At 54.0% G+C, this 25,986-nt stretch carries 21 protein-coding genes and 1 tRNA gene; 9 read left to right on the plus strand and 13 right to left on the minus strand.

Annotation, left to right across the window (positions count from 1 at the left end):
- Positions 1 to 41: 41 nt before the first annotated feature.
- Positions 42 to 842, plus strand: coding sequence for an outer membrane protein assembly factor BamD (locus C8R31_RS01475; RefSeq protein WP_107692789.1), 801 nt, complete (start codon positions 42 to 44; stop codon positions 840 to 842).
- 43 nt (positions 843 to 885) lie between these two features.
- Here C8R31_RS01475 and C8R31_RS01480 read toward each other — a convergent pair whose 3' ends face one another.
- Positions 886 to 1,374 (minus strand): universal stress protein, encoded by a 489-nt coding sequence (locus C8R31_RS01480; RefSeq protein ID WP_107692307.1) that lies wholly within the window; start codon positions 1,372 to 1,374, stop codon positions 886 to 888.
- Positions 1,371 to 2,099: an arylesterase gene (locus C8R31_RS01485; RefSeq protein WP_107692308.1), complete on the minus strand. Its 729-nt coding sequence runs from the start codon at positions 2,097 to 2,099 to the stop codon at positions 1,371 to 1,373. The genes C8R31_RS01480 and C8R31_RS01485 overlap by 4 nt, the downstream gene beginning before the upstream one ends.
- On the opposite strand from C8R31_RS01485, the gene C8R31_RS01490 reads away from it, so the two are divergent.
- The 3 genes from C8R31_RS01490 to C8R31_RS01500 all read left to right on the plus strand — a co-directional run bounded on the left by C8R31_RS01490 (position 2,098) and on the right by C8R31_RS01500 (position 7,178).
- Entirely contained in the window at positions 2,098 to 2,784 is a 687-nt protein-coding gene (locus C8R31_RS01490) for an ABC transporter ATP-binding protein (RefSeq protein ID WP_107692309.1), read from the plus strand. The genes C8R31_RS01485 and C8R31_RS01490 overlap by 2 nt on opposite strands.
- A 67-nt stretch (positions 2,785 to 2,851) precedes the next feature.
- Positions 2,852 to 3,997, plus strand: coding sequence for an efflux RND transporter periplasmic adaptor subunit (locus C8R31_RS01495; RefSeq protein WP_258192482.1), 1,146 nt, complete (start codon positions 2,852 to 2,854; stop codon positions 3,995 to 3,997).
- A 73-nt stretch (positions 3,998 to 4,070) separates the two neighbouring features.
- A complete protein-coding gene (locus tag C8R31_RS01500) occupies positions 4,071 to 7,178 on the plus strand; it encodes an efflux RND transporter permease subunit (protein WP_107692311.1) in 3,108 nt (1,035 codons plus the stop codon).
- Positions 7,179 to 7,376: 198 nt separating this feature from the next.
- Here the strand turns inward: C8R31_RS01500 and metG are convergent, their stop codons facing one another.
- On the minus strand, positions 7,377 to 9,566 hold the full coding sequence (metG, locus tag C8R31_RS01505) for a methionine--tRNA ligase (protein ID WP_107692312.1): 2,190 nt from the start codon (positions 9,564 to 9,566) through the stop codon (positions 7,377 to 7,379).
- A 582-nt stretch (positions 9,567 to 10,148) separates the two neighbouring features.
- Here metG and apbC point away from each other — a divergent pair.
- The 3 genes from apbC to C8R31_RS01520 all read left to right on the plus strand — a co-directional run bounded on the left by apbC (position 10,149) and on the right by C8R31_RS01520 (position 13,693).
- Positions 10,149 to 11,237, plus strand: a complete 1,089-nt coding sequence (gene apbC, locus C8R31_RS01510; protein ID WP_107692790.1) for an iron-sulfur cluster carrier protein ApbC — start codon at positions 10,149 to 10,151, stop codon at positions 11,235 to 11,237.
- Positions 11,238 to 11,448: 211 nt separating this feature from the next.
- Positions 11,449 to 12,015, plus strand: coding sequence for a dCTP deaminase (dcd, locus tag C8R31_RS01515; RefSeq protein WP_107692313.1), 567 nt, complete (start codon positions 11,449 to 11,451; stop codon positions 12,013 to 12,015).
- A 502-nt stretch (positions 12,016 to 12,517) separates the two neighbouring features.
- Positions 12,518 to 13,693, plus strand: a complete 1,176-nt coding sequence (locus tag C8R31_RS01520) for a type III PLP-dependent enzyme (protein WP_107692314.1) — start codon at positions 12,518 to 12,520, stop codon at positions 13,691 to 13,693.
- A gap of 2 nt (positions 13,694 to 13,695) precedes the next feature.
- On the opposite strand, the gene C8R31_RS01525 is transcribed toward C8R31_RS01520, so the two are convergent.
- The gene (locus C8R31_RS01525) at positions 13,696 to 14,310 is read right to left on the minus strand and encodes a dihydrofolate reductase (protein ID WP_107692315.1); all 615 of its coding nucleotides are present in this window, start codon (positions 14,308 to 14,310) and stop codon (positions 13,696 to 13,698) included.
- A complete protein-coding gene (locus tag C8R31_RS01530; RefSeq protein ID WP_107692316.1) occupies positions 14,307 to 15,101 on the minus strand; it encodes a thymidylate synthase in 795 nt (264 codons plus the stop codon). The genes C8R31_RS01525 and C8R31_RS01530 overlap by 4 nt, the downstream gene beginning before the upstream one ends.
- 86 nt (positions 15,102 to 15,187) lie before the next feature.
- Here C8R31_RS01530 and C8R31_RS01535 point away from each other — a divergent pair, with 86 nt between their 5' ends.
- Entirely contained in the window at positions 15,188 to 16,672 is a 1,485-nt protein-coding gene (locus C8R31_RS01535) for a leucyl aminopeptidase family protein (RefSeq protein ID WP_107692317.1), read from the plus strand.
- Between the two features lie 30 nt (positions 16,673 to 16,702).
- On the opposite strand, the gene C8R31_RS01540 is transcribed toward C8R31_RS01535, so the two are convergent.
- Positions 16,703 to 17,704, minus strand: a complete 1,002-nt coding sequence (locus C8R31_RS01540; protein ID WP_107692318.1) for a zinc-dependent alcohol dehydrogenase family protein — start codon at positions 17,702 to 17,704, stop codon at positions 16,703 to 16,705.
- Positions 17,701 to 17,889 carry a hypothetical protein gene (locus C8R31_RS01545; protein WP_107692319.1) on the minus strand — a complete coding sequence of 63 codons (189 nt, stop codon included), beginning with the start codon at positions 17,887 to 17,889 and terminating at the stop codon, positions 17,701 to 17,703. The genes C8R31_RS01540 and C8R31_RS01545 overlap by 4 nt, the downstream gene beginning before the upstream one ends.
- An 80-nt stretch (positions 17,890 to 17,969) precedes the next feature.
- On the opposite strand from C8R31_RS01545, the gene aroC reads away from it, so the two are divergent.
- Positions 17,970 to 19,145, plus strand: coding sequence for a chorismate synthase (gene aroC, locus C8R31_RS01550; RefSeq protein ID WP_107692320.1), 1,176 nt, complete (start codon positions 17,970 to 17,972; stop codon positions 19,143 to 19,145).
- Positions 19,146 to 19,242: 97 nt separating this feature from the next.
- Here aroC and C8R31_RS01555 read toward each other — a convergent pair whose 3' ends face one another.
- From C8R31_RS01555 to C8R31_RS01575, 6 genes are all read right to left on the minus strand, one after another.
- A complete protein-coding gene (locus C8R31_RS01555; protein WP_258192483.1) occupies positions 19,243 to 21,876 on the minus strand; it encodes an EAL domain-containing protein in 2,634 nt (877 codons plus the stop codon).
- 21 nt (positions 21,877 to 21,897) lie between these two features.
- Positions 21,898 to 22,158: a hypothetical protein gene (locus C8R31_RS16375; protein WP_258192484.1), complete on the minus strand. Its 261-nt coding sequence runs from the start codon at positions 22,156 to 22,158 to the stop codon at positions 21,898 to 21,900.
- An 8-nt stretch (positions 22,159 to 22,166) separates the two neighbouring features.
- On the minus strand, positions 22,167 to 23,360 hold the full coding sequence (locus C8R31_RS01560; RefSeq protein ID WP_258192485.1) for an OprO/OprP family phosphate-selective porin: 1,194 nt from the start codon (positions 23,358 to 23,360) through the stop codon (positions 22,167 to 22,169).
- A 136-nt stretch (positions 23,361 to 23,496) separates the two neighbouring features.
- Complete coding sequence (locus tag C8R31_RS01565) at positions 23,497 to 23,946, minus strand: hypothetical protein (RefSeq protein ID WP_258192486.1); 450 nt, start codon at positions 23,944 to 23,946, stop codon at positions 23,497 to 23,499.
- A gap of 137 nt (positions 23,947 to 24,083) precedes the next feature.
- On the minus strand, positions 24,084 to 24,869 hold the full coding sequence (locus C8R31_RS01570; protein WP_107692322.1) for a PEP-CTERM/exosortase system-associated acyltransferase: 786 nt from the start codon (positions 24,867 to 24,869) through the stop codon (positions 24,084 to 24,086).
- Between the two features lie 961 nt (positions 24,870 to 25,830).
- Positions 25,831 to 25,917: transfer RNA gene (locus C8R31_RS01575), tRNA-Leu, on the minus strand.
- Positions 25,918 to 25,986: the final 69 nt, after the last annotated feature.

Genomic DNA, 25,986 nt, shown 5'->3' on the forward strand with positions numbered 1-25,986 from the left:
TAATGAGAATATCTTATCTTGTCTTCAACGACGAACTCGTTATGCGACGTAGTTTAACTTTATTTCTGATATTGCTTCTGTCAGCCTGCGGTTTGCTGCCCAAGACCGTGCAGGACTCGAAGAACTGGTCCGCGAGCAAATATTATTCCGAGGCCAAAACGGAATTGAACGAAGGCAACTATTCCGGCGCGGTCAAGCTGTTCGAGCAGCTGGAGGCGCGTTATCCTTACGGGCGCTATGCGCAGCAGGCGCAACTCGAGATTGCCTATGCCTATTATAAGGATAACGAGCAAGCTTCGGCTATTGCCGCGGCGGACCGTTTTATCAAGCTGCACCCCAACCATTCGAACGTGGATTACGCTTATTACCTTAAGGGGCTTGCCAATTTCAATGACGATCTGGGGCTGATGGGGATCGTGACCGAAAAAATCCTTAATCAGGATATGAGCGAGCGCGATCCGAAAGCGTCGCGGGAGTCATTCGAAAATTTCAAGGAACTGGTTACACGTTTCCCCAAGAGCAAATACACCCCCGATGCGGTGCAACGAATGAAGCACCTGGTCAACGTCGTCGCGCTGAATGAAGTACAGGTTGCGCGCTATTACATGAAACGAGGGGGTTATATTGCGGCCGCCAATCGTGCTCAGTATGCACTGAAGGAATACCCCCAGACGCCGGCAACGGAGGAGGCGCTATTCATCATGGTAAAAGCATATGATGCACTGGGAATGACAGACTTGCGCGACGATGCGGCTCGCGTGATGCAAAGGAATTTCCCTCAGAGCCGGTTTTTGGCTGACTCGACGGGTGTGGATGCCGAACCGTGGTGGAAATTCTGGTAGTTCGGGAAGGGTCTTGTTCTTCCTGGCGCCTTCTGCTGCCCCGCTAACCCGGCGCGCCCTGAGGAATTTCTGCGAGCGGTTCATCAACCGTGGTCTCGTCCGGTAACCGGATTGCCATGACATCGCATCCGGCGTAATGGAGAACGCTATTCGCGGTCGATCCCAACAGTAAGGCGAGCCCATGCCGGCCATGGGAGCCGACAATAATGAGATCGATGTTCTCCTCCTCCGCAAGCCGGACAATTTCCTGTCCGGGCACACCCCATACCATCCACCGGCAGGCGGGACTCACACCCAACTCGTCACCAACATGCTTAAACTTTAATTTTTCCGCTTCCAGGAGTTCATCGTCTGAATTTTCCTCCAGAGGAATTTCCGTTCCGTAAGCCATGTCTGGCATCGGGATATTGTCAAGAACATGAATAATGCTTAATTTCGCGCGGAACGTTTCCGCCAGTTGTCTTGTTTTTTTAACAATGTAATTCCCCGGTTCCGAAAAATCCAGTGCAAGTAATATGTGCTGATAATTCATGGTTTTTGCCTTCCCAGATCGTGAAGTTCGAACTTGTCGCGGCTATATCCGGACTTTGCCGCTACAGGCTGGGCCGGCGCCTTGTTTGAAGAGCCTGCAAGCATTACTCTCAGCACTTTCCACACATTTTCCACGATCTTTGCTTGCGCCTGGGCGTTGGGATGTATCCCGTCCGCCTGAAAAAATTCACGCTTGTCGCCAAAGCCATCGAGAAGAAACGGTACCAGCTTGATGCCATGTCGTTTCGCTAGCTGCGGATACATATCCTGAAACTTTTGCGTGTATGTTATGCCATAATTGGGTGGCAATTGCATCCCCGCCAACAGCACGGTGGCATTGTTTCGCTGGCAGGCCTCTATGATGGCTTCGAGATCGTTACGGATAGCCTCGATTGAGGCGCCTCTCAATCCATCATTACCGCCGAGTTCGACAATGACGATATCCGGACGATAGGTTTTAAGCGCCTGCTCGATGCGTTTGCGCCCGCCGTGTGCCGTTTCGCCACTGACGCTATTATTGATCAGATATGCCTGTGATTGCGTTTGCAGCCGCCTCTTCAGCAGGCTAACCCATCCGGCATCCTGCGGCAGGCCGTAGCCAGCGGACAAGCTGTCGCCGAATACCATAATCGTAGTGGTTGCTATCCCCGGCGCAGCGGTAGCGTGCGAGTTGACAGCGCCTAAACATGACACAAAAGAGAGAAGGATTATCAGGAATTTTTTCATGTCAGATCACGTTGAGATACGGCCTATTGTGCAGGCAATCGGACTCACCAAGCAAGTGAGCACGGGCGATGAACAGCTTACAATTCTGGACAATGTCAATCTGGAAATAAACGCGGGCGACTCCGTTGCTGTGGTGGGAGCGTCCGGTTCGGGCAAGTCAACGCTGCTAGGGCTTCTGGCAGGTTTAGATACTCCGTCGGCAGGCAAGGTTCATCTCGCCGGAGAAGATATTTTCCTGCTGGATGAAGACGCGCGCGCCGCGTTGCGCGGACGGATGCTGGGGTTCGTATTCCAGTCATTTCAGCTGCTACCGGCCTTGACTGCGATTGAGAACGTCATGCTGCCGCTGGAGCTCATCGGCGCCGGCAATGCCTACGGCGCTGCGTTGGAATTGCTTGAGCGGGTTGGGCTTGGCATGCGTCTTAAGCATTATCCCCGGCAACTCTCCGGCGGGGAGCAACAGCGTGTCGCCATTGCGCGAGCGTTTGTCACTCAACCGCAATTACTGCTGGCTGATGAACCTACTGGCAATCTGGATTCCGCCACCGGTGCGCAGATCATAGAACTCATGTTCGAACTGAACCGAGAACGCGGTACTACCCTGGTTCTGGTGACTCATGACGAAGCCATTTCAAGCCGTTGTGCATGGCGGATACGGTTGGCGGGCGGACAAGTTGTCCGATAAAGGAATTGTAAACATTGGGTAAGACCGGTCAATGGAATCTATTTCTCGAACAAAATCGGGGGCGCCGATGCGGCTCCGTGTACGCTTCACCATGGCTGGCGTTCTGCTTGCCGCCGTGATCGGGGGCACCTGGGTCTGGCATAATCATAGCGCCGCCACCGATGCTGGAAAAAAAATCCCTGAGGCGATACAGGTTGTGACCGCTCTGGTGGGCCGCAGCAGTGTGCCAGTCACGCTTACGGCCAACGGAACGGTATCGGCGCAACAGACGGTTGCGGTGCGGCCGCAGCTAAGCGCGATGATTCGAAGCGTACATATCAGGGAAGGGCAATTCGTTCAGAGTGGGGAGAGGTTGTTTACGCTTGATGCCCGTACTGAGGATGCCAATCTCAGCCGCACCGAGGGGCTGTTGGCCAAGTCTCGCGCCGAGCTGAGGAATGCCGAGCGCAACCTGGAACGGCAGCGTGAATTATTTGAGCAGCATTTTATTTCGCAGGCCGCGTTGGATGTTGCCGAGAATCAGGTAGATTCGCTGCGCGCCCAACTTGCGGTTGATCAGGCTACGATGCAGGCGAACCGTATCGCCCGCGGCTTCAGTGAAATCAAAGCGCCTATCGCGGGGCGTACGGGCGCCATCGTAGTGCACCAAGGCAGCCTGGTGCAGCCGAATGATTCCCTGGTAAACATTACCCAGATCGATCCCATCAACGTCAGCTTTACGTTGCCGGAACGTGAGCTTGTGCCTCTTCAGCAGGCATTGGCCAAGGGCGATGTCCCCGTCGAGGTGGAACTGGATGCGGGGCAAAAACAAACACAAACCCGGAAGGGGAAGCTGACATTTATCGATAACGTGGTCGATACGGCAAGCGGCACCATTCTTCTCAAGGCAGAGTTTCCCAACTCGGATAGTCATCTCTGGCCGGGCATGTTTGTCACCGTGAGGCTCGTGCCGCGGACGGTGGAGAACGCGCTCACCGTTCCGGTGCAGGCGGTGCAAACTGGTCCGGAAAGGAAATTTCTTTATGTGGTCGGTGACAATAGCCATGTGCGTTCTCTTCCAGTCAACGTGCTCCTGATACAGGAAGGGCTTGCGGTTATAAGCGGCGAGGGCATTATGCAAGGCATGCGTGTCGTCGCGGAAGGCGCGCAGAATCTGAGGCCTGGCAGTGTCGTAACAGAGTCCAGGCCGAGTCTGGCACCAACGGCTGGATGACCGCTTCCGTGTTCCGGCATCTCCAGCATGCCCAGCATACCCACAATATCGAGCATTTCCACCGGCACGTGCAATGAACATTTCCGAATTGTGTATCCGGCGGCCAGTGATGACGTTTCTGTTATCCGCGTCGGCAGTCGTGGCCGGTGTCATCGCCTACAATGATTTACCCATCGCCGCGCTTCCGAGCTATGACGCGCCCACCATTTCCGTCACCGCCGTGTTGCCGGGTGCGAGCGCGGAAACCATGGCCTCGTCTGTAGCGACACAACTCGAGCGGCAGTTTTCCGCTATTTCCGGATTGTCCGTAATCAGTTCGACGAGTACGCTCGGCAATACATCGGTCACACTGGAATTCGACCAGGACCGGGATATAGATAGCGCGTCCATAGACGTGCAAGCGGCGCTACTGCGTGCCCAGCGTGCGCTGCCGGTGGAGATGACTACACCCCCTTCCTACCGCAAGATCAACCCCGCTGATGCGCCCATCATCTTTCTTGCCTTGACCTCGCCTTCCATGTCGCTGTCGGACTTGAACAGTTATGCCGAGGATCTCATTTCGCCCACTCTGTCGACGCTGCCCGGCGTTGCCCAGGTACAGATCAACGGACAGAAAAAGTATGCCGTGCGCGTTCTGGCAAAACCTGAGGCCCTGGCAGTCCGTAATCTGACGCTAGATGATATCGCCAGCTCGCTGCGCACCGCGAACGCCAATACGCCAATCGGCACGCTAGAAGGACCACGGCAGACGCTGACCATCCAGGCCAATCGCCAGCTCAATAATGCGGCTGCGTTCGCGGACCTGATAATTGCCACGTCTGACAGCGGGAATCCGGTCAGACTGTCGGACGTGGCGCAGGTCGAGGACAGTGTGGAGTCTATCAAGACTGCAAGCTGGGTGAATGGCGAACGGGCAATCACACTTTCCGTGCAGCGCCAGCCCGGGGCCAATACCGTCGCCACGGTTGATGCGATCAAGGCAGTCATGCCGGTCCTGATCGAGCAGATGCCTTCATCTGTACAGCTCAAGTTGACTAGCGACCGTTCAATCTCGATCCGTGAGGCTATTCATGATGTCCAGGTAACGCTCGCGATAACCATTGTGCTGGTCTTGCTGGTGATTTTTCTGTTTCTGCGCAAAGCTTCCGCTACATTGATTCCCGCGCTGTCGCTCCCGATCTCGTTGCTTGGGACCGTGGCGCTGATGCGCGTCCTCGGCTACAGCCTCGACAACATTTCCTTGCTGGCGATCACCCTCGCAGTCGGGTTAGTGGTCGATGACGCGATCGTCATGCTTGAGAATATCGTGCGGCATATCGATGAAGGGCTTCCCCCTTTACAGGCTGCTCTGCAAGGATCACGAGAGGTCAGTTTTACGATTATTTCGATTTCCCTGTCTCTGGTCGCGGTCTTTATCCCGATTTTTTTCATGCCCGGTGTAATTGGACTGCTCTTTCATGAATTTGCTGCTGTGGTAGGCATCGCGGTTCTGATGTCGGCGGTGGTATCGCTAACATTGGTACCGGTAATGACGAGTCGTTACCTCCGGCCAAAGGAAACGGGACAGGAAACGGAGCGGCTCAGCCTGAAATGGACAGCATGGTTCGAGCACGGGTTTGCCGGGGTCCTGGCAGGCTACGAACGCATGCTGGACTGGGCGTTGCGCCGTAAGCGGACGGTAATGGGAATTGCGGCTGGAACCTTCGTTGCGACAGCAGTGCTGTTCGTGCTCTTGCCCAAAGGTTTTTTTCCAAACGAGGACATCGGTCAAGCATTGATAACAGTAGAAGCCGTGGAGGACATTTCCTTTCCGGCGATGGCGGAGCTGTTGCAGCGCACGGGCGACGTGATCAGGTCCAATCCCGCAGTCGACACCCTGATTGTCAACGCCACTGAAAGCAACAGCGCCCGGCTGTTCATGACTCTCAAGCCGCGTGCCGAGCGTCCCCCTCTCGATAAAATAATGGAGGACCTGCGTCGGGACGTGCGCAAAGTCCCCGGGGTAAATGTTTTCATTAATCCCATCCAGAATCTCAGGCTCGGGGGCCGCACCAGCAAGAGCCGATATCAATACGTCATGCGGAGTGTACGGGCTGAAGAGCTGCGCGGGGCTGCCGACGCGCTGATGTCGCGCATGCGGGAAGATGCCGTCTTTCGTGATGTGACAAGCGACTCCCAGTTGAAAGGTCTGCAGGCGCGTTTAAATATCAATCGGGACAAAGTCAATCTTTTGGGGGTGCAAATGGCTGACATCCGTTCCGCGCTCTATAGTGCATTTGGCGAACGTCAGGTTTCTACCATCTATACTTCGAGTGACAGCTACCAGGTTATCCTTCAGGTGACGCCGGCAGATCGCACAGACGAGCGCGCGTTTGACAAGATATATTTGCGTGCGAAGAACGGCGTACTGGTGCCATTGTCAAGCGTGGCATCGGTTGAACGCGAAGTGGGACCGATCGCGATCAATCACGCCGGACAGTTAGAGGCGCTGACCATCTCTTTCAATCTCGCCCCCGGGGCAGCTTTAGGTGAGGCTTCGACACGAATCGAGCAGTTCAAGCGCGAGCTGAACTTGCCTCCGAGCATACTGACAAGCTATGCCGGGGACGCCGCGGCGTTTCAGTCATCACAGGCGAGCCAGCTGGTACTCATTGTCGCGGCGCTGCTGGTTATATACATATTGCTTGGCGTGCTGTATGAGAGCTATATACATCCGCTGACCATTCTCTCGGGGCTGCCATCTGCCGCCGCTGGAGCGTTGGCAGTGTTGTGGTTGTTCAATATGGAGCTGTCAATAATCGCGATGATCGGTATCCTGATGTTAATCGGTATTGTCAAGAAGAATGCGATCATGATGATCGATTTCGCGTTGGATGCGGAACGCAATCATGCCTTGCCGCCGCACGAGGCAATCAGGACCGCCTGTCTGCTGCGGTTCCGGCCAATCATGATGACTACGCTTGCGGCACTGATGGGTGCGCTTCCTATCGCGCTCGGCCTGGGAGCGGGTGCGGAGTTGCGCCAGCCGCTGGGTCTTGCCGTGGTAGGGGGCTTATTATTCTCCCAAGTTATCACCCTGTTTATTACGCCGGTGATCTATCTGTATCTGAACCGGTTTTCTGGTACCGGTCCCCTCAAGTTGGACGAAGACAGGGAATTGGAAAGTGTGGGAACCCGCTAAATCATGGTGAAACCTGGCGTTGATTTTCGAAATTGTTCACGACAATTCGACCCGCGGAGTTCGTAACATCCCGATATTCCAGAGTTTTAAGGTTTTTGCGAGGATCACCGGTTACCGAAATAGTATCGGCGGCGCATCCCTCTGGATGAGTGCCCACCGGTGAAACCCGTATCTCTTGTTTGTTATCTGTTCATACACCTATTTCACTTTCATTCCTGGCCGTGCCCCGGCATCGGGGGCCAGCAGATAAGGCCCGTCCCCGTCCCCCGCCGCCAGCACCATCCCCTCCGATACGCCAAACTTCATCTTGCGAGGCGCAAGGTTGGCAACCATTACCGTCAACCGTCCTTTAAGCTGCTCCGGGTCATACGCGGATTTTATCCCCGCGAACACGGTACGCGGTTCCGAGCCAATGTCGAGCGTGAGCCTGAGTAGTTTGTCCGCACCCTGGACGTGCTCCGCATTGGTAATTTTTGCCACGCGGAGATCGACTCTACTGAAATCGTCAATGGATATGGTTGCGGCAACCGGGGCGGTCGCATGTTGTTGCGCCTCCGCATGGCGCACCGGGGAGTGGGTATCTGCGGCAGGCGGGGAAACTGTTTTATTGGCTTCGATCATGGCGTCAATTTGCTTTTGCTCAATGCGTGTCATCAGGTGTTTGTAAGGGTGAATGTCATGGGCCAGCAGCAGCTTCCGCGCGTCGGGCCATTGCAGTGGGGGAATATTAAGAAAACTTTCAACATTGTCAGCAAGGCGCGGCAGGACGGGCTTGAGATACAGGGTGAGCAAGCGGAACAGGTTGAGCGAGACGGTACAAACCTCATGCAGCTTTGTTCTTGACGACGCCTCGTCCTGTTTCACGAGCTCCCATGGTTTCATGTCATTGACATACTGATTGGCTTCATCGGCCAGTCCCATAATGGCTTTTACCGCTTTCAAATACTCGCGTTTCTCGTAGAAGCTCGCGATTTGCTCCGCGGCGCCCTGCGTTTTCATTATCAGCGCGGATTCGTCCCAGTTCGGTTTATCCGAAGATTGCTGGAAATTTTCTGCCGATTGGAACTCCTTCGTTTTTATACTGGAAAACGGTTCACCATTGTTTGCAGACGCAGACGAGCCTTCCAGGGTGACCGTGGGAATGCTATCGGACAATTTCCCATCAAAACGTTTGGTGATAAATCCCGCGCACCGGCTTGCGATATTTACGTATTTTCCGACCAGATCGCTGTTCACCCGCATCAGGAAATCTTCCAGGTTTAGGTCGACATCCTCCATCGTGCCGTTTAACTTGGTGGCGTAGTAGTAGCGTAGCCATTCCGGATCAAGTCCCTGCCTCAGATAACTCTCAGCAGTAAGGAACGTGCCGCGCGATTTACTCATTTTTTCGCCATTCACGGTTAAAAAACCATGGGCAAAAATTTTGGTTGGCGTGCGGTACCCCGCATTGTGCAGCATGGCCGGCCAAAACAGCGCATGAAAATAAAGTATGTCTTTCCCAATAAAGTGATAAAGCTCGGTAGCCGAATCCTTCTTCCAGAAATCGTCGAAATCGATGCTACCGCGGTCACATAGGTTCTTGAAGCTGCCGATGTAGCCTATCGGTGCGTCCAGCCACACATAAAAATATTTTCCCGGCACATCCGGAATTTCAAAACCAAAGTAGGGCGCATCGCGCGAGATGTCCCAGTCGGCGAGCTTATTTTCTCCTGGAGCGCCCAGCCACTCGTGCATTTTATTGGCGGCCTCCGGTTGTAGCGTTCCGGAGGTCGTCCACTTGCGCAGAAAGTCCACACAGCGCGGGTCCGAGAGTTTGAAAAAGAAATGCTCGGTGGTTTTTTTTACGGGGACTGCGCCTGATACTGCGGAGTACGGATTCCTCAATTCGGTCGGCGTATAGGCCGCGCCACATACTTCACAGTTATCGCCGTACTGATCTTTCGCGCCGCATTTCGGGCACTCACCCTTGATGAACCGGTCCGGCAGGAACATGTGCTTGACCGGATCGTAGAGTTGCTCGATGGCGCGGGCGACGATCAGTCCGGCGGACTTGAGCTTCGTATAAATACCCTCGGAATACTGGCGAGTTTCAGGCGAGTGGGTGGTGTAATAATTGTCGAATTCGACATGAAAACCGCTGAAGTCGCGCAAATGCTCGCGATGAACCCGCGCGATCAGGGCTTCGGGCGTGATGCCTTCTTTTTCCGCGCGAAGCATGATCGGCGTGCCGTGCGTGTCATCGGCGCATACGTAATACACCTCATGCCCCTGCATTTTCTGGAAACGAACCCAGATATCCGTTTGAACATACTCAACCAGATGGCCAAGGTGAATGCTGCCGTTAGCGTACGGCAGAGCGGAGGTGATCAGGATTTTTCGCTTGTTCATCAATTGCCTATGAAAATGGATCAGGGTGGATTGTAGCAAACTGCGACGGGACGGTCATTTGAACTCGCGAGATCCCGTTCTCGGCAACGAGAAATCAGTCAGAATGTCCGCATTGCCGTAACCATACCCATACCGCGTGACCGGGCATAGCCGGTCCGTGAACTTTAACGAATGTTCCAAGGAGCTACTGCACAAGTCCTCGGCGCGCGAGGGCGATGCCTTGCCAGATGAGTGCGTCAAAGGCGACGATGCGAATGCACTCCCTTGGTCGGGAGCATGACAAAGCAGACCGCCGCGCAAAGCCGCGTCCCTTCGGATTGCGTAAAAATCCAGCACGAAAGGCGTTGCAGCCGCTCTCCTTCGCCTTAAACCAGGAGACACAGCTGCCGCCTGCGCAGGACGTGGGGCGCCTCGTGATTTCCCCATTTTGCCAGCAACGCGTCTCCGCGAAGGATTTGTCCCGAGGTTCCCTAACCACGGCCCCGCAGATTTCCCGGAACAGTGTTACCTTACAAGACTCTTGTACGTGATATTTGTTAATATTCGGGGTTGTTTGTGCTCGCAATAAGGAGAATGCAGAAAGTGGCCATCACGGAACAGCAGGTACAGTCCGCGCTCAGGGAGATTATCGATCTCAGCACGGGCAGGGATTATGTGACCAGCAATGAAGCACGCAACATCAAGATCGAGGGCAATGACGTATCGCTCGACATAGTGCTGGGGTACCCGGCAAAAAGCGTCATAGCCAGTATTCGCCAGCAGGTGGTCGATAAGCTCAAAAGCATACCGGGGATCGGGGGGGTGCAGGCGAACATCACGAGCAAGATTGCTCCCCATAGCGTGCAACGTGGGGTCAAGCTTATTCCCGGCGTGAAGAATATCATTGCGGTCGCATCGGGCAAGGGCGGAGTCGGCAAATCCGCCACGGCGGTTAATCTGGCATTGGCGCTGGTGGCCGAGGGTGCGCGGGTCGGCCTGTTGGATGCGGACATTTATGGCCCGTCACAACCGCAGATGCTGGGCCTTATGGGGCGTCCCGAATCGCCGGATGGTAAGAGCATGCTGCCGATGATGGCGCATGGCCTTCAGGCCATGTCCATCGGTTTCCTGATCGATGCGGAGACGCCAATGGTATGGCGTGGGCCGATGGTTACTCAGGCATTGCAACAGTTGTTGAATGATACGCGTTGGGACGACGTAGATTACCTTATTGTTGATATGCCCCCGGGAACGGGCGATATTCAATTAACGCTTGCGCAGAAAGTGCCGGTTACCGGCGCCGTTATTGTTACCACCCCCCAGGATATCGCCCTGCTTGACGCTCGCAAGGGTCTGAAGATGTTCGAGAAGGTTGGTATTCCGATACTGGGTATTGTCGAGAACATGAGTACACACGTCTGCTCGCGATGCGGACACGAGGAACATATCTTCGGCGCGGGCGGGGGTGAAAAGATGTGCAAGGACTATGAAGTGGAGTTCCTGGGCGCGTTGCCACTTGATATCAGAATCCGCGAACACACGGACTCCGGGACCCCCACCGTGGTGGCGGAGCCAGACGGGCGCATCGCAGAGATTTATCGGGGTATTGCGCGCCGCCTCGCGGTAAAGGTTGATGAAATGGCGCTTGATCATTCGGCGTTGTTGGCCAAGATCGTTATTGAGGACACGTGAGGTCTCGACGTGGTAGAGCGCGGGCAGGACGTTGTCTACGTGCAGCGCGGCCTCGAAAGAGCAGGCGTCGAGTAGCCAAGATCGGTTTTATCGAAGGGGACGTCCTGACCCCGTTTTATTCCCGTCAGCAGTGCCATTCGTTGCGCAACCAAAATCGCGATGCCAGGCGAGACCGGCCCGCAAACGTTTCCCACATACCATTACTATCGAGATGACTATAAAGTCGGACAAATGGATACGCCGCATGGCGGCCGAGCATCGCATGATCGAGCCCTTCGAATCCAGCCAGATCAGGTATGCGAACGGCCAAAAGATCGTTTCGTACGGAACCTCCAGTTACGGCTACGACATCCGCTGCTCGGATGAATTCAAGCTATTCACGAATATAAATTCCGCGATTGTCGATCCCAAGAATTTCGATTCGAACTCGTTTGTCGACGTAAAGGGCGACGTTTGCCTCATTCCCCCTAATTCTTTCGCTCTTGCGCGCACTGTCGAGTATTTTCGCATTCCGCGAAATATCCTGACGATCTGCCTCGGAAAATCCACTTATGCCCGTTGTGGGATCATAGTCAATGTCACGCCTTTCGAGCCGGAGTGGGAAGGGTTTGTAACCTTGGAGTTTTCAAATACCACGCCGTTGCCGGCGAAGATTTATGCCAATGAGGGAGTGGCTCAGGTGATTTTCTTTGAGTCCGATGAAGTGTGCGAAACCTCCTACAAGGATCGGGGCGGGAAATACCAGGGGCAACATGGGGTAACTTTGCCGAAAATCTGATTTCTTTTGGCTGAAGTACTTTGGTCTGGACTACGAGCCGCTGCCTATCCCTGTCCATAAAGCGGCCACACCGGGCATGCATGAACGTGCCTTTCCACTGCTCCCATTTTAGCGTTGGACCGCCGATCCGCAATCTTCGTCAGTGCCTGAAATAGCGAAGGGCTTTGGGTCTCCAAAATAACTACACGTTATAATTGTTACTTCGCTTTTTGCCCCAATATCTTTCACTAGCGTGAGTGGTTTCGCGGCGTTGGCGCCCCCAGCAAGGCTGATGGCCTCGTGCGCGCCGTGAGCGAACTGTGAAGGAGTTGTAAATTTTTAACACCCTGCAAAAAACGCTTGATTTCAGCGTAGTGCGGTCTATAATCCGCTTATTTTTTTACCCCGGATTCCCGTTGAACAACAGGAGGTCATCATGACAAGCAAAGCAAACTATTTCATCTCGGCTGATCTGGTAAATATCCATATTCCCGTCACGTAGCCTCGCAAAAAGGACACTCTCATGCAAATGCGTACCGCCGCTCTGCGCCAGGAAGTAGAGCTCGAAGAAGTATTCGACACCCATCCCGAAGTCAGCCTGGATTTTGAGCATGTCCAGGCAGCCCTTAAAAAGGGCTACAGCAAGCCGTTTTTGCTGGTCGACAGCGACATCATCCGTAATAAAGCCCGAAGGTTCAAAGCCGCCATGCCGCAGGTGCAACCCCATTATGCGGTCAAGGCGAACCCGGATCCCCGCGTACTCAAAACCATGATTGAAGAAGGCGTAGGATTCGAGATTGCGTCGATCTCGGAACTGGACCTCCTGCTTAGCCTGGGCGTTCCTGCGGCTGACATTTATTACAGCAACCCGATGAAGTCGCGCGCCTATCTGGAGTATGCCGCAGCCAAGGGGGTCGAATGGTATGTGCTCGATAGTGTCGAGGAACTGCGCAAGATTGCAAGTGTCAAGGCGGACGCGAAGTTATACCTGCGGATAGACACTCCTAACATTGGGAGCGACTGGCCGTTGGCGGGAAAATTCGGCACCCATGCCGCGGAGATCAAAGAGATTATTAATGAAGCGGCCGCGATAAAAGCTGATCTTGCCGGCGTTACTTTCCACGTGGGTTCGCAGTGCCGCAATCCGCAGAACTGGCGAGTCGGTATCGAGCGGGCGAAGAAGGTTTTTGCCGACATGCGACAGGCGGGCCTGAATCCGCGCCTGCTCAATATCGGTGGTGGCTATCCAGTGCGTCACGTCAAGCCCATCCCGTCGATAGAAGTTATAGGCGAGGTGGTGAACGCGGCGATTGCGGACTTGCCGAAGGATATCCGCATTATGGCCGAGCCGGGACGCTACCTGGTCTCAGATGCAGCCTATTTCGTCTGTCGCGTGGTGGGTACCGCAACCCGCAATGGCAAGCGCTGGATGTACTGGGACGCAGGCATGTTCGGGGGCGTTATCGAAGTAACCGAAGGGCTGCGTTATGAAATCCTTTCCGACCGCCAAGGACAGGATATTCCCTGGGCCATTGCAGGGCCGACATGTGATTCGGTGGACATTCTCATGCGGGACGAAATGCTGCCGGAAGATATTCAGGAAGGGGATTTTATTTACATTCCCAATGCGGGCGCGTACACCACCGCTTACGCCAGCAACTTCAACGGCTTCCCGTTACCGGATGTGGTCGTTTTGTAGCTTCAAGGCAGTGGCGGCGTAAGAGAGAGTTTGGACGGTCGGGATAACGGGGGCTCAGATGGGCTCCCGTTTTTTTTGTCGCTTTTCCGGTCAAGCACCACAAAATGGTAGTCTAAACCGCCGCCGTCCCCTTCACCGTCCCATCGACATCTCTCGCGTGACGTTTCTATCCATTCCTCCATATTGAATTCGGGAAACAGAACATCCCCTTCGAAGTCCGCCTGGATCTCCGTAATATAAATCCTGTCGCATAATGGCAGGGCTTGGCGGAAGATTTCCGCTCCACCGATAACGAAAGCTTCCCCCTCTGCCATTGAACCGGCGTTGGCATGTTCCTGGGCTTTACCGCCGCCCGCATGTAACGCTTGGGCTAGCGAATCAACTACGATGGCGCCGGGCACCTCGTAATCCGCTTGTCGGGTGATAATAATACTGATACGCCCGGGTAGCGGCCTGCCAATCGACTCGTATGTTTTGCGTCCCATAATGATGGGGTGACCCATCGTGAGCAACTTGAAACGTTTCAGATCAGGCGGCAAATGCCACGGCAACGCATTGTTAGAGCCGATAACGCGATTCCTGGCCATCGCCACCAGTGCGGAGACGCGCGGTTTCATACCGCAACCGGGGCCTTGATGGCGGGATAGGGGTCGTAGCCTTCCAGCACAAAATCCTCATACGTGAAATCGAAAACACTTCGGACCGACCGATTCAATTTCATCACTGGCAGCTTTTTCGGTTCACGGCCGAGCTGTTCCCTTGCTTGCGTCAGATGATTGAGGTAGAGGTGCGCATCACCGAGGGTGTGCACGAAATCTCCAGGCTCCAGGTCGCAGCTCTGCGCCACCATCAACGTGAGCAGAGCATAGGAAGCGATATTGAACGGAACACCGAGAAATATATCGGCGCTGCGCTGATAAAGCTGGCACGACAGCTTGCCATCGGCTACGTAAAACTGAAACAGCGCATGACACGGCGCCAGTTTCATCTTGTCGAGTTCACCTACATTCCAGGATGAAACCACCATGCGCCGCGAATCAGGCGTACTCCTGATCTGCTCGATTACATGCTCGATCTGGTCAATGGAGGTGCCATCCGGGGCAGGCCAGCAGCGCAATTGACGGCCGTATATTGGGCCGAGGTCACCGTTTTCATCAGCCCACTCATCCCAGATGGTCACGCCGTGGTCGTGCAGGTATTTGACGTTGGTATCTCCCCTCAAAAACCATAACAGTTCGTGAATGATGGATTTGAGATGGCACTTCTTGGTGGTGACCAAGGGAAAACCCTCTGACAGGTCGAAACGCATCTGGTGACCGAATACCGAAAGTGTACCGGTGCCGGTGCGGTCGGACTTTTTGTGCCCATGGTCGAGCACATGCCGCATGAGGTCGAGATATTGGCGCATGGCAGGAAGCTACAAAAGCGCTTTAAGGGATAGAATCGAGCTTGGAACAACGAGCTATAATAGCTTATTTTTGAGGCCCGTCGCCAATGCTCGCTTCGCTGACGCAAATCGCTTCCCCCATCAGTTCATCCATCAAGGCAACGCACATCCTGGTCGCGCTTCCGCAGCAGCCTGCGGCATCGGGTAAGGCAGCGGCCAAGCCGGGAGAAAGCCTGGATTTTTTAGGTAATAGTGTACTTGAAGCGCTATTGTCGCGCCGCAAGATGGAGTTTGACCAAATTGGCGAAACACCGGTGTCCGCAAACCTCCCGAGCGGCGCTTTATGCGTCTGGGTAGCAGTGGATCTGGGCAAGTCTTCATTCGAGCAGCAGACGCGAATGCGAAAAGCAGTGCAGCTGTTAATTGAGGAAAGCCCGGCTGAAATCAACGTGGCCGTATATGGTAATGACCAGCAGAAGGCGGCCCTGGCGCAACTTGCGGTCTACGTGGCATGGATCAACGGCGTGCCCTTGCCTTCACGAAAAACTGGTAAAAAAGACACGGTCAAGCAACCGCTGGGAAACATCACCCTGCACGGATACCACGCAGAGGCACCTGCACTGCTGCGCGCCAAAGCGGAGGGAAATTTCCTTACGCGCGAACTTACGGTGCTCCCGCCTAACGAGCTGACCCCAGCGCTGTATCGCGACCTTCTCAAGCAACTCGCCGAGGCCGAACACTGGAAATATGAAGAATTCGATTTGAAAAAACTGCGCGAGATGGGCGCGGGCGCCTTTGTCGCGGTTGCCCAAGGCAGCGACCAGGAGGACGCCGCGATAGTGCATTTGCAGCGACGGGTAGAAAACTCGTGCAAAACCGTGGCCCTGGTGGGTAAAGGCATCTGTTTTGATACCGGAGGCCATAACCTGAAGCCAGCTCGATACATGCAGGGTATGCACGAGGACATGAATGGTTCCGCTGTTGCTGTGGGGATATTGCTGGCTGCGACGCGGGCCGACCTGCCGGTAAATATCGATTGCTGGCTTGCAATTGCCCAAAATCACATCAGCCCGCGCGCGTATAAGCAGAATGACGTCATAACAGCGCTGAATGGCTCGACTATCGAGATCGTCCATACCGATGCCGAAGGGCGGCTGGTGCTGGCGGACACCCTGTCGTTGGCTGGCAAACAAAACCCCGATGTGATATTCGATTTCGCCACGCTGACCGGAAGCATGCACGTCGCGCTGGGATCACGTTACAGCGGTATTTTCAGTAACCGCGAAGAACTGTCCGAAAGGGCTCTGGCCGCGGGACGATTAAGTGGCGAGCGCATTTGGGCATTTCCTATGGATGCGGATTACGAAACAGAGCTGGAAAGCAAGATCGCAGACGTCAAGCAGTGCACCCTGGAGGGCGAGGCGGATCATATTCTCGCTGCGCGCTTCCTGAGCCGATTCGTCGGGGATACTCCCTGGTTGCACATGGATCTCTCCGGCAGCAATAACAAGGGCGGATTGGGCGCCGTGAGTACTGATGTCACAGGGTTTGGAGTGGCTTGGGGAGTTGAAATGTTGCAGGACTCTGAATAAGCCCCGGACGATAGGATGTGCTAGTCGTTGCTACGATATTTGCAGCACAATCTTGCCCATGGCGTGACCCGCCTCGATTATGCGGTGCGCATCGGCGGCTTGTTCCAGCGGGAGGACCTCGCTGATGTGGACCTTGAGCGCGCCCTGTTCGAATAAGATCGCGCAATGTTCAAGTATGCGCGTCTGTACGAGACGCGCCGAATGCAGACCGAAATAAAGCGGAGCCGCGACTTGCACATAACCGATGCTCAGGTTGCGGAGCCGCGCGGTATTGGTGTGCGCCATTTCACACGTTGTCGAGAGTAGCGTTACCATGCGACCGTAAAGCCGGGTTGCGCCAAACGACTTGCAAAAGGTTTGGCTCCCAACCGTATCCATGACCAGTCTTACGCCTTCCCCATGCGTCCAGTTGGTTGCCGCTTCGACGAAATCCTCCCTGGTGTAGTCGATCGTCCGTTCTGCGCCTAGCGCCTGGGCGAACCGAGCCTTCTCAGGACTGGAAATGGTCGTGGCGACAGGCGCATTCAGGTAATGTGCAAGCTGAATTGCGATGTGGCCGACGCCACCTGCGCCCGCGTGAATCAGCGTGGATTCTCCTTCACCCAAATGGCCTCGATTGACGAGTGCTTCCCAGGCTGTAAGTACCGGGACGGGTAAAGCGGCAGCTTCGAGCATGGAAAGGTTTTTAGGTTTGAATGCGAGATAATCTTCCTGCACCACGGAATACTCCGCGTAGGCACCGGCTGGCCCACCTAAACCGTTGTTGAAGAAATAGACTTCATCTCCAGGCCGCACGCGCGTAACTGAGCTGCCAACCCTTTCCACAACCCCGGCGCCATCGCAGCCCAGAATTGAAGGCAATTTATCCGGGTAGTACATATTGGCTTTCCGTACCTTGGTGTCGATGGGATTAACGCCAGCCGCATGCAGCTTCACCAGCACACTGTACGGCCCGGTCAGGACGGGGGCAGGGATATCGGCGGGAGTCAGCACATCCGGACCACCCGCCGCGTTCATTACGACAGCTCTCATGACTTTACCAAGCGTTTTTTCCGGAAGTAGCGCACAAATCGCTGCCAGCGGCCGACCGTTTCAGTAGAGTTGTTCAGTGTACGGTCCAGCTGGTCGCGAGCTGTACTCAGCTTTACCTGCTCGTGAATCTGGCGCAGGGTCAAACCGCCAGGCCCTTTTAATTTGTCAGGATCGGGTTCTTCCATGGCCGTGGTTGATGAGGCTAGATAGTGGACCAAGTGAGATATGTTAAACTTCGAGGCTTGTTTTTGCGAGAACAACAAAAATGTCCGGCAATACTTTCGGCAAGATTTTTTGCGTCACGTCTTTTGGGGAATCCCACGGCCCGGCTATCGGCTGTGTCGTGGATGGCTGTCCTCCGGGGCTGGAATTATCCGCTGAAGATATCCAGCGCGATCTGGATCGCCGCAAGCCGGGTACTTCCCGGCACGTGACCCAGCGGCGGGAGTCCGATACCGTGGAAATTCTTTCGGGAGTGTTTGAGGGAAAGACTACGGGAACACCCATTGCGCTACTGATTCGTAATGAAGATCAGCGCAGCAAGGATTACAGCAAAATCATGGACACTTTTCGGCCCGGACACGCCGATTATGTCTACTGGCAAAAATATGGAATACGTGATTACCGGGGCGGTGGCCGCTCTTCCGCGCGTGAAACCGCCGTACGCGTAGCGGCTGCCGCCATTGCCCGAAAATGGCTGCGTGAGAAATATGGTTTGGAAATACGCGGCTTCATGGCCCAACTCGGGCCGGTGCAAGTTCCGTTCAAACAGTGGGACGCCGTTGATCAGAATCCGTTTTTTGCCGCTGACCCCGATCTGGTCCCGAATCTCGAAGCATTCATGGATTCGCTGCGTAAATCCGGCGACTCGGTCGGCGCGAGAATCTGCGTGGTGGCCGAAGGCGTGCCGGTTGGGTGGGGTGAGCCAGTATATGATCGGCTGGATGCGGAAATTGCCTATGCGATGATGAGCATCAATGCGGTCAAGGGCGTAGAAATAGGCGCAGGGTTCTCTGCGGTGGCTCAGAGAGGTACGGAGCATTCAGACGAGATGACGCCGGAGGGATTCCTTAGCAACAACGCGGGCGGCATATTGGGCGGTATTTCAACCGGTCAGGATATCGTCGTGAATATTGCCATCAAGCCGACTTCCAGCATCCGTCTCGGGAGACGCTCAATAGATAAGACTGGTCAGCCGGTGATAGTGAAGACCCACGGCAGACACGACCCTTGCGTGGGCATCCGCGCTACCCCGATCGCCGAAGCGATGCTGGCGATGGTGCTGATGGATCATGCACTGCGCCATCGTGCACAAAATGCCGACGTCGTGTGTTCCACGCCAAAAATTTCCGGAAGAAGCGTTCAGCACGATGTTTCGGCTTTGCATGGCAAGGTAGAACCAGGCAACGCGGTGGACGATACCGATCCTGATGAGCCGTGAACCTTACGTTCACGCATAGCCGGCCGACACCGAACTATGCCTGAGATGCGTGCTCCAATAAAGACTCTCGCCCCCGGCCACAGGTAACTGTGAGGTTTTAAGTCTCCAAGAAGTCTTTGAACGGGGACTCATGGGCTGGGGCGGGCGTCCCGATCAGAAAACCTTGAGCATAGTCGATTTCCATTTTCTCAAGCACTGCAAGAGTCGCTGCCGTCTCTACGAACTCTGCCGTCGTTTTCTTCCCGAATCCCCTCGCCACCTCACATAACGCTTTGACCAGGATCTGGTCATCGGGGCTCTCGGCCAGGTTTCTGATAAAGGAACCGTCTATCTTTACCACGTCGATTGGCAGTTGTCGTATGTAATAGAACGACGAAAAACCCACTCCAAAATCATCCAGCGTGAAACTGCAACCGAGCATTTTGATCGTTTCCATCAACGTGCGGGCAGCGGATAGATCTTCCAGCGCCGCCGTCTCGGTAATCTCGAACATGAAGCTGGAAGGATCCGCGTCATATCGAGCGAACGTTTCCTTCAGGATCGGTAACAGTTCGGGATCATGAAATGCATGAGCGGATAAGTTTATGGAGAAACGAATGGAATGACCCCGGCGTCTGATTTCCGCGGATTTCGCGATGGCTTTCCTCAACACCATATGATCAATGGCGTGAATAAGACCGGTCTGCTCTGCAGCGGGTATAAAAAAGTGAGGAACCAGTATTGTTCCATCATCGTCCAGCATACGCAGCAACACTTCGTAATGATCGATAGTTTTGTCCGCGATATGCATGATGGGTTGGTAATAGAACAGGAACCGGTCGTGCAGAAGGGCATGCTCGATCTTTTCTTTCCAATAAACCAGGGTGTGCATGCGTTCCCTGGTTTTCTCCTCATCGGAAAACAGATGCCAGCTGCCACGCCCGGCTTCCTTTGCCTGATACATGGCCAGATCTGCTGCGGCCAAGAGATCATGAACATTGTTTCCATGCTCGGGGAAAAGTGCGATGCCAACGCTGGCCGAAGCGGTATGAGTTCGCCCGTTCACCATGATCCTTCCCTGGTTCAGGCAGGCAAGCGCGTTTTTTGCTACTTCTATCGCTCCCTCCGTGGTGGTCTGGGGCAGGATTACCGCAAATTCATCGCCTCCCAGCCGCCCAAGTATGTCCACGCTGCGAATACTGCCCAACAGCATACGGGCAACCATCTTCAGGAGGGCGTCGCCGGCCTGATGGCCGCTGGTATCGTTGATGTATTTGAACTGGTCCAGATCGAAGAATAGCAATGCGCCCGAATGTTTATAGCGCGCGGCCAGATTCAGCATCTGTTCCAGCTCTTCCTGAAAGCGGCGCCGATTGAACAAATCGGTTAACGGATCGTGATCGGCGAGCCAGGCCAGCCTTCCTTGCGTACGCTTGTGTTCGGTCATATCCAGACCGACTGATAACAGCGCGGGGTCATCAGCAGCATGTCTGGTCAGCCGGGAATGCAGCCACAGGATGTGCCGGAGCGACGCATCCTTGCACAAAATATTGGCTTCATGGCGCAATTGGTCGCGCCGCGCGGAACGCACCTCCTCAAGACGCGCAGGCAGGTCTTGCGAGTCTCCGTCCAGGGCCAGCATATCGATGAATGGCTTTCCCTGAAGTTCGCCTTCCGAAAACTGGATAAGCATTTCTCCATGGGCATTCAACGTGAGAATCTGTCCATTAGCGTTTTGAGTCATTACGATTACCTGCGCAATATCGAGCAAATTCGTAATGAAATCCCTTTCTTTGCTCAATTCATCCATTTTCCGCGCCAGAATACGGGTCCGGTCGGCGACCTGCTCTTCAAGTTTTTCAAGCTGATGAGAAAGCGCGACCGCGGTTTCGTCGAGCATGTCGATTTCATCCTTCAGCCATTGTTTCTGGCCTGCGTAACGCAGTGAGGCGCGGAAGTCCTGGAAGCTGCTTCGGGCTAGCAGCGGCAGCGTGAATACGATGTGTTTGAGCCGCGACAGGGGCTTCGTGAGGATGACAAACAGCAGGATCTCGGACAGCACGAGCCCCACGATGCCCACGATAATGTTCTGCTGCGTCGAATTCTGGATGGTGCGAACAGTGGAAGTGGTATCGGTGATAACGATCAACTGAGCCTTATCCGAGGGATTTATCCTATCCAGAGAGAGCAGTTGCAGGTGCTGGTAGCGATTGCCCCAGAACCCCTGTACGCCATTTTCAAGGCTACTGAAATCCGGATATTGCTCCGCGACCGTATTGAGAATCAGCTTATTTTTTTCGCTGCTGGTGAGTGCGGCTACGCGCACCTTCCATTTTGAAATTCTCGAATCGTGACTGCTGGATGAATCGCCCGATTCTTTGATCAGCAGACCGATATCGGCCCCCGAAATATTCTTGAAGCCCAAAATCGCATCCACGAGTGGAGTGCCGATCACCACGACGCCGACTTTGTTGCCTTCAACCAGCAGGGGTGCTACCGCGAATTGAGTGCAGTTTTTCTTGCAACGCAGCGGGTTGATCGGCTGTTCTCGCGAATTGACCTCGCGAACCCAGTCCAACATCAAGCCTTCTTGAGTATCCTTTTCGAAACTACCCCAGCTAGCCAGCAGCTGATGCGAATTATCATAAAAACGCATTAGTTCTATGCCCTCGCTAAGCTGCAGCAATGCCCAATACGGGTCGAACGTTTCAGTAATGCTTGTTCCGTTGCCCTCAAGCAGATCCGCACTCATCCCTTCCATAAAAGGAACCAGTTATGCCAGTTGATGCAGATTTCTGGCGACCTGATCTATGAGGCCTTCGACTTCGCTCGCATAACGCTGATGTTGTGCGTCTCTCTGGCTTTCAAAATCATCCATCAAGCTCAGGTAGGTAATGCCCGTGAATGAAACGACGATGGCGATCAGGATCAGGCTGGTTAGCAACAGCACCTTCCATTTCAGGCCCAGAAAGCGGCGGCCAAGACCAACGGTGCCGTCCAGCTGAACCAAGCCTTTGTTGAGATTCTGTCGCATCCTGCTCGCTAGAACCGGTAGGAACCGAGAATTGAGAAGAGGTCCCACTCTTGCTGTTGTACTGGAGGACTCGGGCGAAATTGACTATTATCGATAGCCGAGAGCCAGCCCGTACCGTCGACCCGGTGATATTCCGCCCGCAGCATGAACTGTGGGGTAATATTCCAGCGCAGGCCCACGGTTATATCCTTGGCAAAGCGGGTCTTAGCCGTCGCCGGATTTTTACGGTCGATCGCCCATTGTTTTCCGCTACGGTCGTTCCAGTCTGCATAATAAACATCGTAACGAGCGAAAGCTTCCCACGCGGGGGTAAAGCGATAGACCCCCTGAAAATAGTAGCTCTCCCCGGTTACATCCAGAGTATTCAGAGTCGCGCCCAACTTGTACGTGCTACTTTGGAAATTCGTGTATTCAAGATGGCGGATCGCATATTCAGAGGTGAGGCTCCACCGCTCCGCGTTATATTGGGCGGAGAAGATCAGCGGGGTGAATTGAAAGGAGCCAGGGCCAAACTCCGGAGCCGCAGGTGCGAGACCTAGGGCGGGACTATAATCTATGTTCAACTGGGATGCGCTGAACGCAAGGCGGACTCTTCCCTCGTCAAGTTCGTACATTACCCTGCTGGTGAACAGCACGTTGGGCGTGAAGTGCCCTGGCCTGTCAGCCCCCGCTTCAGTGAGCAAGGCCACTTCGGTTTCTGAGCCGCGGACCAGCGGGCGCACGACCCCGGCCTGGAACGAGATGTCTCCCAAATCGGAACGATATTCTCCGTACAGGTGCACGCCATCCGCGGCAAGCGCAAGCTTGCGAGTGCGATCGAAGTAGATGGACTGGGGCAAAAGAATGCTTGGGCGGGTAAATGCGACGTCGCGGGTATCATTATATAAGCCAAGAGGAGTCTTCATTCTGCCCAGACGTATTCCCAATTTACTGGTTTCGCCCGTGAAATACGTATAGTCAATGAACCCGTAGTCCAGCCGAATGTTGCCGGGACTGCCTTCTCCAGCCGTGCGAGACATCATCTGCGCTGAAAATTGCAGATTGGTCAGCGGCCGCATGGAAGCATTCAGGCCCAGTTCCCGGAAGTCGAAGCTGCCGCTATCGGATGAGCTTTTTCCAAACACATTATTGTTGCCTGAACTCATTAGCCACCCCTGGCTTGCAAAGCCATGTATTTGCAGGTTGTGAGGCAGCTTTGGCATCTCGGGCAGCTTGGGCAGCTTTATTTCTGATAGCTTCGGCAGTTCAGGCAGCTTGTCAGCTTGGGCAGGGCACCCCCATAGTAAGGCCGACGAGACTATCAATTTGATAGCCCCTGTCACGTGGTGGCGAATGGGGTTATTTGATCTGGAGTACATTGACTCTACCATCCATCCTGGATTTAGTTAAATAACCGATCGCTCCAGGCGTACTCGCCACCTTGGCTAGCATTTCTTCTGGTGAATGAACTGTCTCGGGCGCTTGGCCCGTGCCGGAAAATACCAATCGATCCCATGCCGAGCGAAGCTGATAGGGAAAAACGTTCAGCTTTTCCTTCGAAAATGCCGCGTGAAGTGGAGCATCATCAGGCATCACAAATACTCTTATCGCAGTGCCGTCCGGCCAGGTATGAAGCCGCATCCCAAAGATAGCGCGCAGGGAAGTCTTGGGCAGCGTTTTCTCACTTACGGTAGCGTTGGTTATTACTTCGTAAGATTCCGTGGCGTTGGCAAAGCCTGCCCCGAATAGTGAGGCACCCAGCAGGTATGCAAACAGGACAACACGCGCCACGTTTATTTTAATTATCACGATCGATAGTCATGCGGGGTAACCACTAAGCCTGGGATGGGGCAGAATGGCGGATAAGATGCTGGCGGATAAGATGCTGACAGGCGTGGATCGTCAAATGGAATGGGCAGCGCATCGGTCGGCGCAGCGCTTTCATTTCAGTGATTTGAAAGGACGGGGATAGCGGATGCCGGACCTGGCGCCGCTGGGTCACCCATAGGTCTGACTCTGCCGTAATCGGTAAGCAGCTCCCAGATTTGTTTGTGGGTTTCGTACATTCGATCAAGCATGCTCATCACGTCTACATGATAGGGGCGGCGCTGTCCGTGATGCTCCGTTATAGGCCCGATAGGGTCGTGTTGAAGTCCATAGAGACCTAATAACCTATTCAATGCTGGGTCCATAATCGAAACCCAATGGGTAACATTGTGTTCAGCAGACATACTTATGAGGCCAACCACAAGCGCCAGCATGGGATGGGGGAAACGCCGGAGTTTCCTGATGCCGCTTTCTTCAACAACGATTTTACGTTCAAAATTTCCGTTGTCTTCCCGCCGCTGACGGAACCGGCGCATGATTAGTAAGCGTGATACTTCAGCTGTATGCTGTCGAGGTAAGGTGCTGAGATCAAAAAGTAGCGGATCAAGCTGGGTATGCAGTTCGAGTGGCAATAATTTTTTTGGATGAGCCGGATCTGAAAGTATCAGTCGTGCTGTACCTACAAAACCGCCAGAGGGGCGGTGCAGAAGAAGCACATGAGATGAATGGTCGTCATAAATATCGCGTTCGCACTGGTCCGGATAGCGCGAGGCGTCGAATCCTGGCACACGCTGCTCGAGACATAACACCTGATATCGCAAACGGAATACTTCATGCTGCAATTCCTTGCTATTGGCAGGGATCACTTCGAAGTATTCATGAAAGGCAGCCACAATGTCATTCATTTGGATGAGCTAAAATAACTTTAATTGAAATTAAGAAATTTTGAAATCGCTTCCTTTAAAACCGTACTGAATTCAGGCCGTCTGATCCATTCCGGTAGATTTTCTTCTGAGGGTAGCGATTGTGATTGTTTAATGGGAAGCTTACAGCGGCGGATTTATTAACCGGCCATAGACGGACGCACAACCGCCGGGCAGGGAAACAATTTCGCTTATCCAAGAGTGTGGAAGCAGCAGGTTTATCGCATTACTCCTTTATAAAGAACGTGAAAAATTCTCTCTGCCGTTACTATTGCAACCAAAAACTATCGTATAGGTTGAGGCTTTAACGGCAGTAATTTGCCGCGCTTTATTTTCACTATGACCTTCTGAAAAGACGTTGCCTTCCTTAAGTATAAAAAGACTGTCAGCATGTTTCGCAGCTCAAACCCAAGCTTGCCGGGAAAGGGAAATTACCCACGTTCGAAATTTTAAAATTCTTATTTCGGCTCAGAATCTACGTCGCCACGAGGCGAAAAAAATTAATATTTCATTTCCTGTGTGAGGGCGCATACACGTAGCGCCGTTTCAACCGCAATATCGTTGATTTACGTGAAAGAGTGCGTTATAAGACAACGGATTGGGTTTTACGAATAGCTGTAAGATTTTACAGCTAGCTATTACACGAGCGACCGCGAGTGGTAACTGTGGCTGATTCAGGAGATTAATCCTTCTTTTTGGCGTCGTTTCCCCTGAGAGCAGCCTTTTGAACTGAATGACAACGATGCATTCGTGTCCGCGCGTGTGCGGTCTCGGCAGCTTTTTGAAATACAACTCGCGTCGCCTTTAGTGTTTCGAACGGGAACGCCCGTGCCGGCTGCTATAATCCGGTTGTTAGATTGGTGCGCGCGGTCCAACTGCCGAAAACTGTGCAGATTTAATTAACCAGAATGATGGACGCTGCGATTTGACGGGAAATAACGAATGGTGCCCAGAAGAGGACTCGAACCTCCACAGTGTTGCCACCGCTAGGACCTGAACCTAGTGCGTCTACCAATTCCGCCATCTGGGCAATGCTTCCACCTGTCCGGCTAGAGGGACAGAGGCACGGACAGACGCGCAATTTTATAGGAAACCATTG

Source organism: Nitrosospira sp. Nsp2 (assembly GCF_003050965.1).
Taxonomy (GTDB): domain Bacteria; phylum Pseudomonadota; class Gammaproteobacteria; order Burkholderiales; family Nitrosomonadaceae; genus Nitrosospira.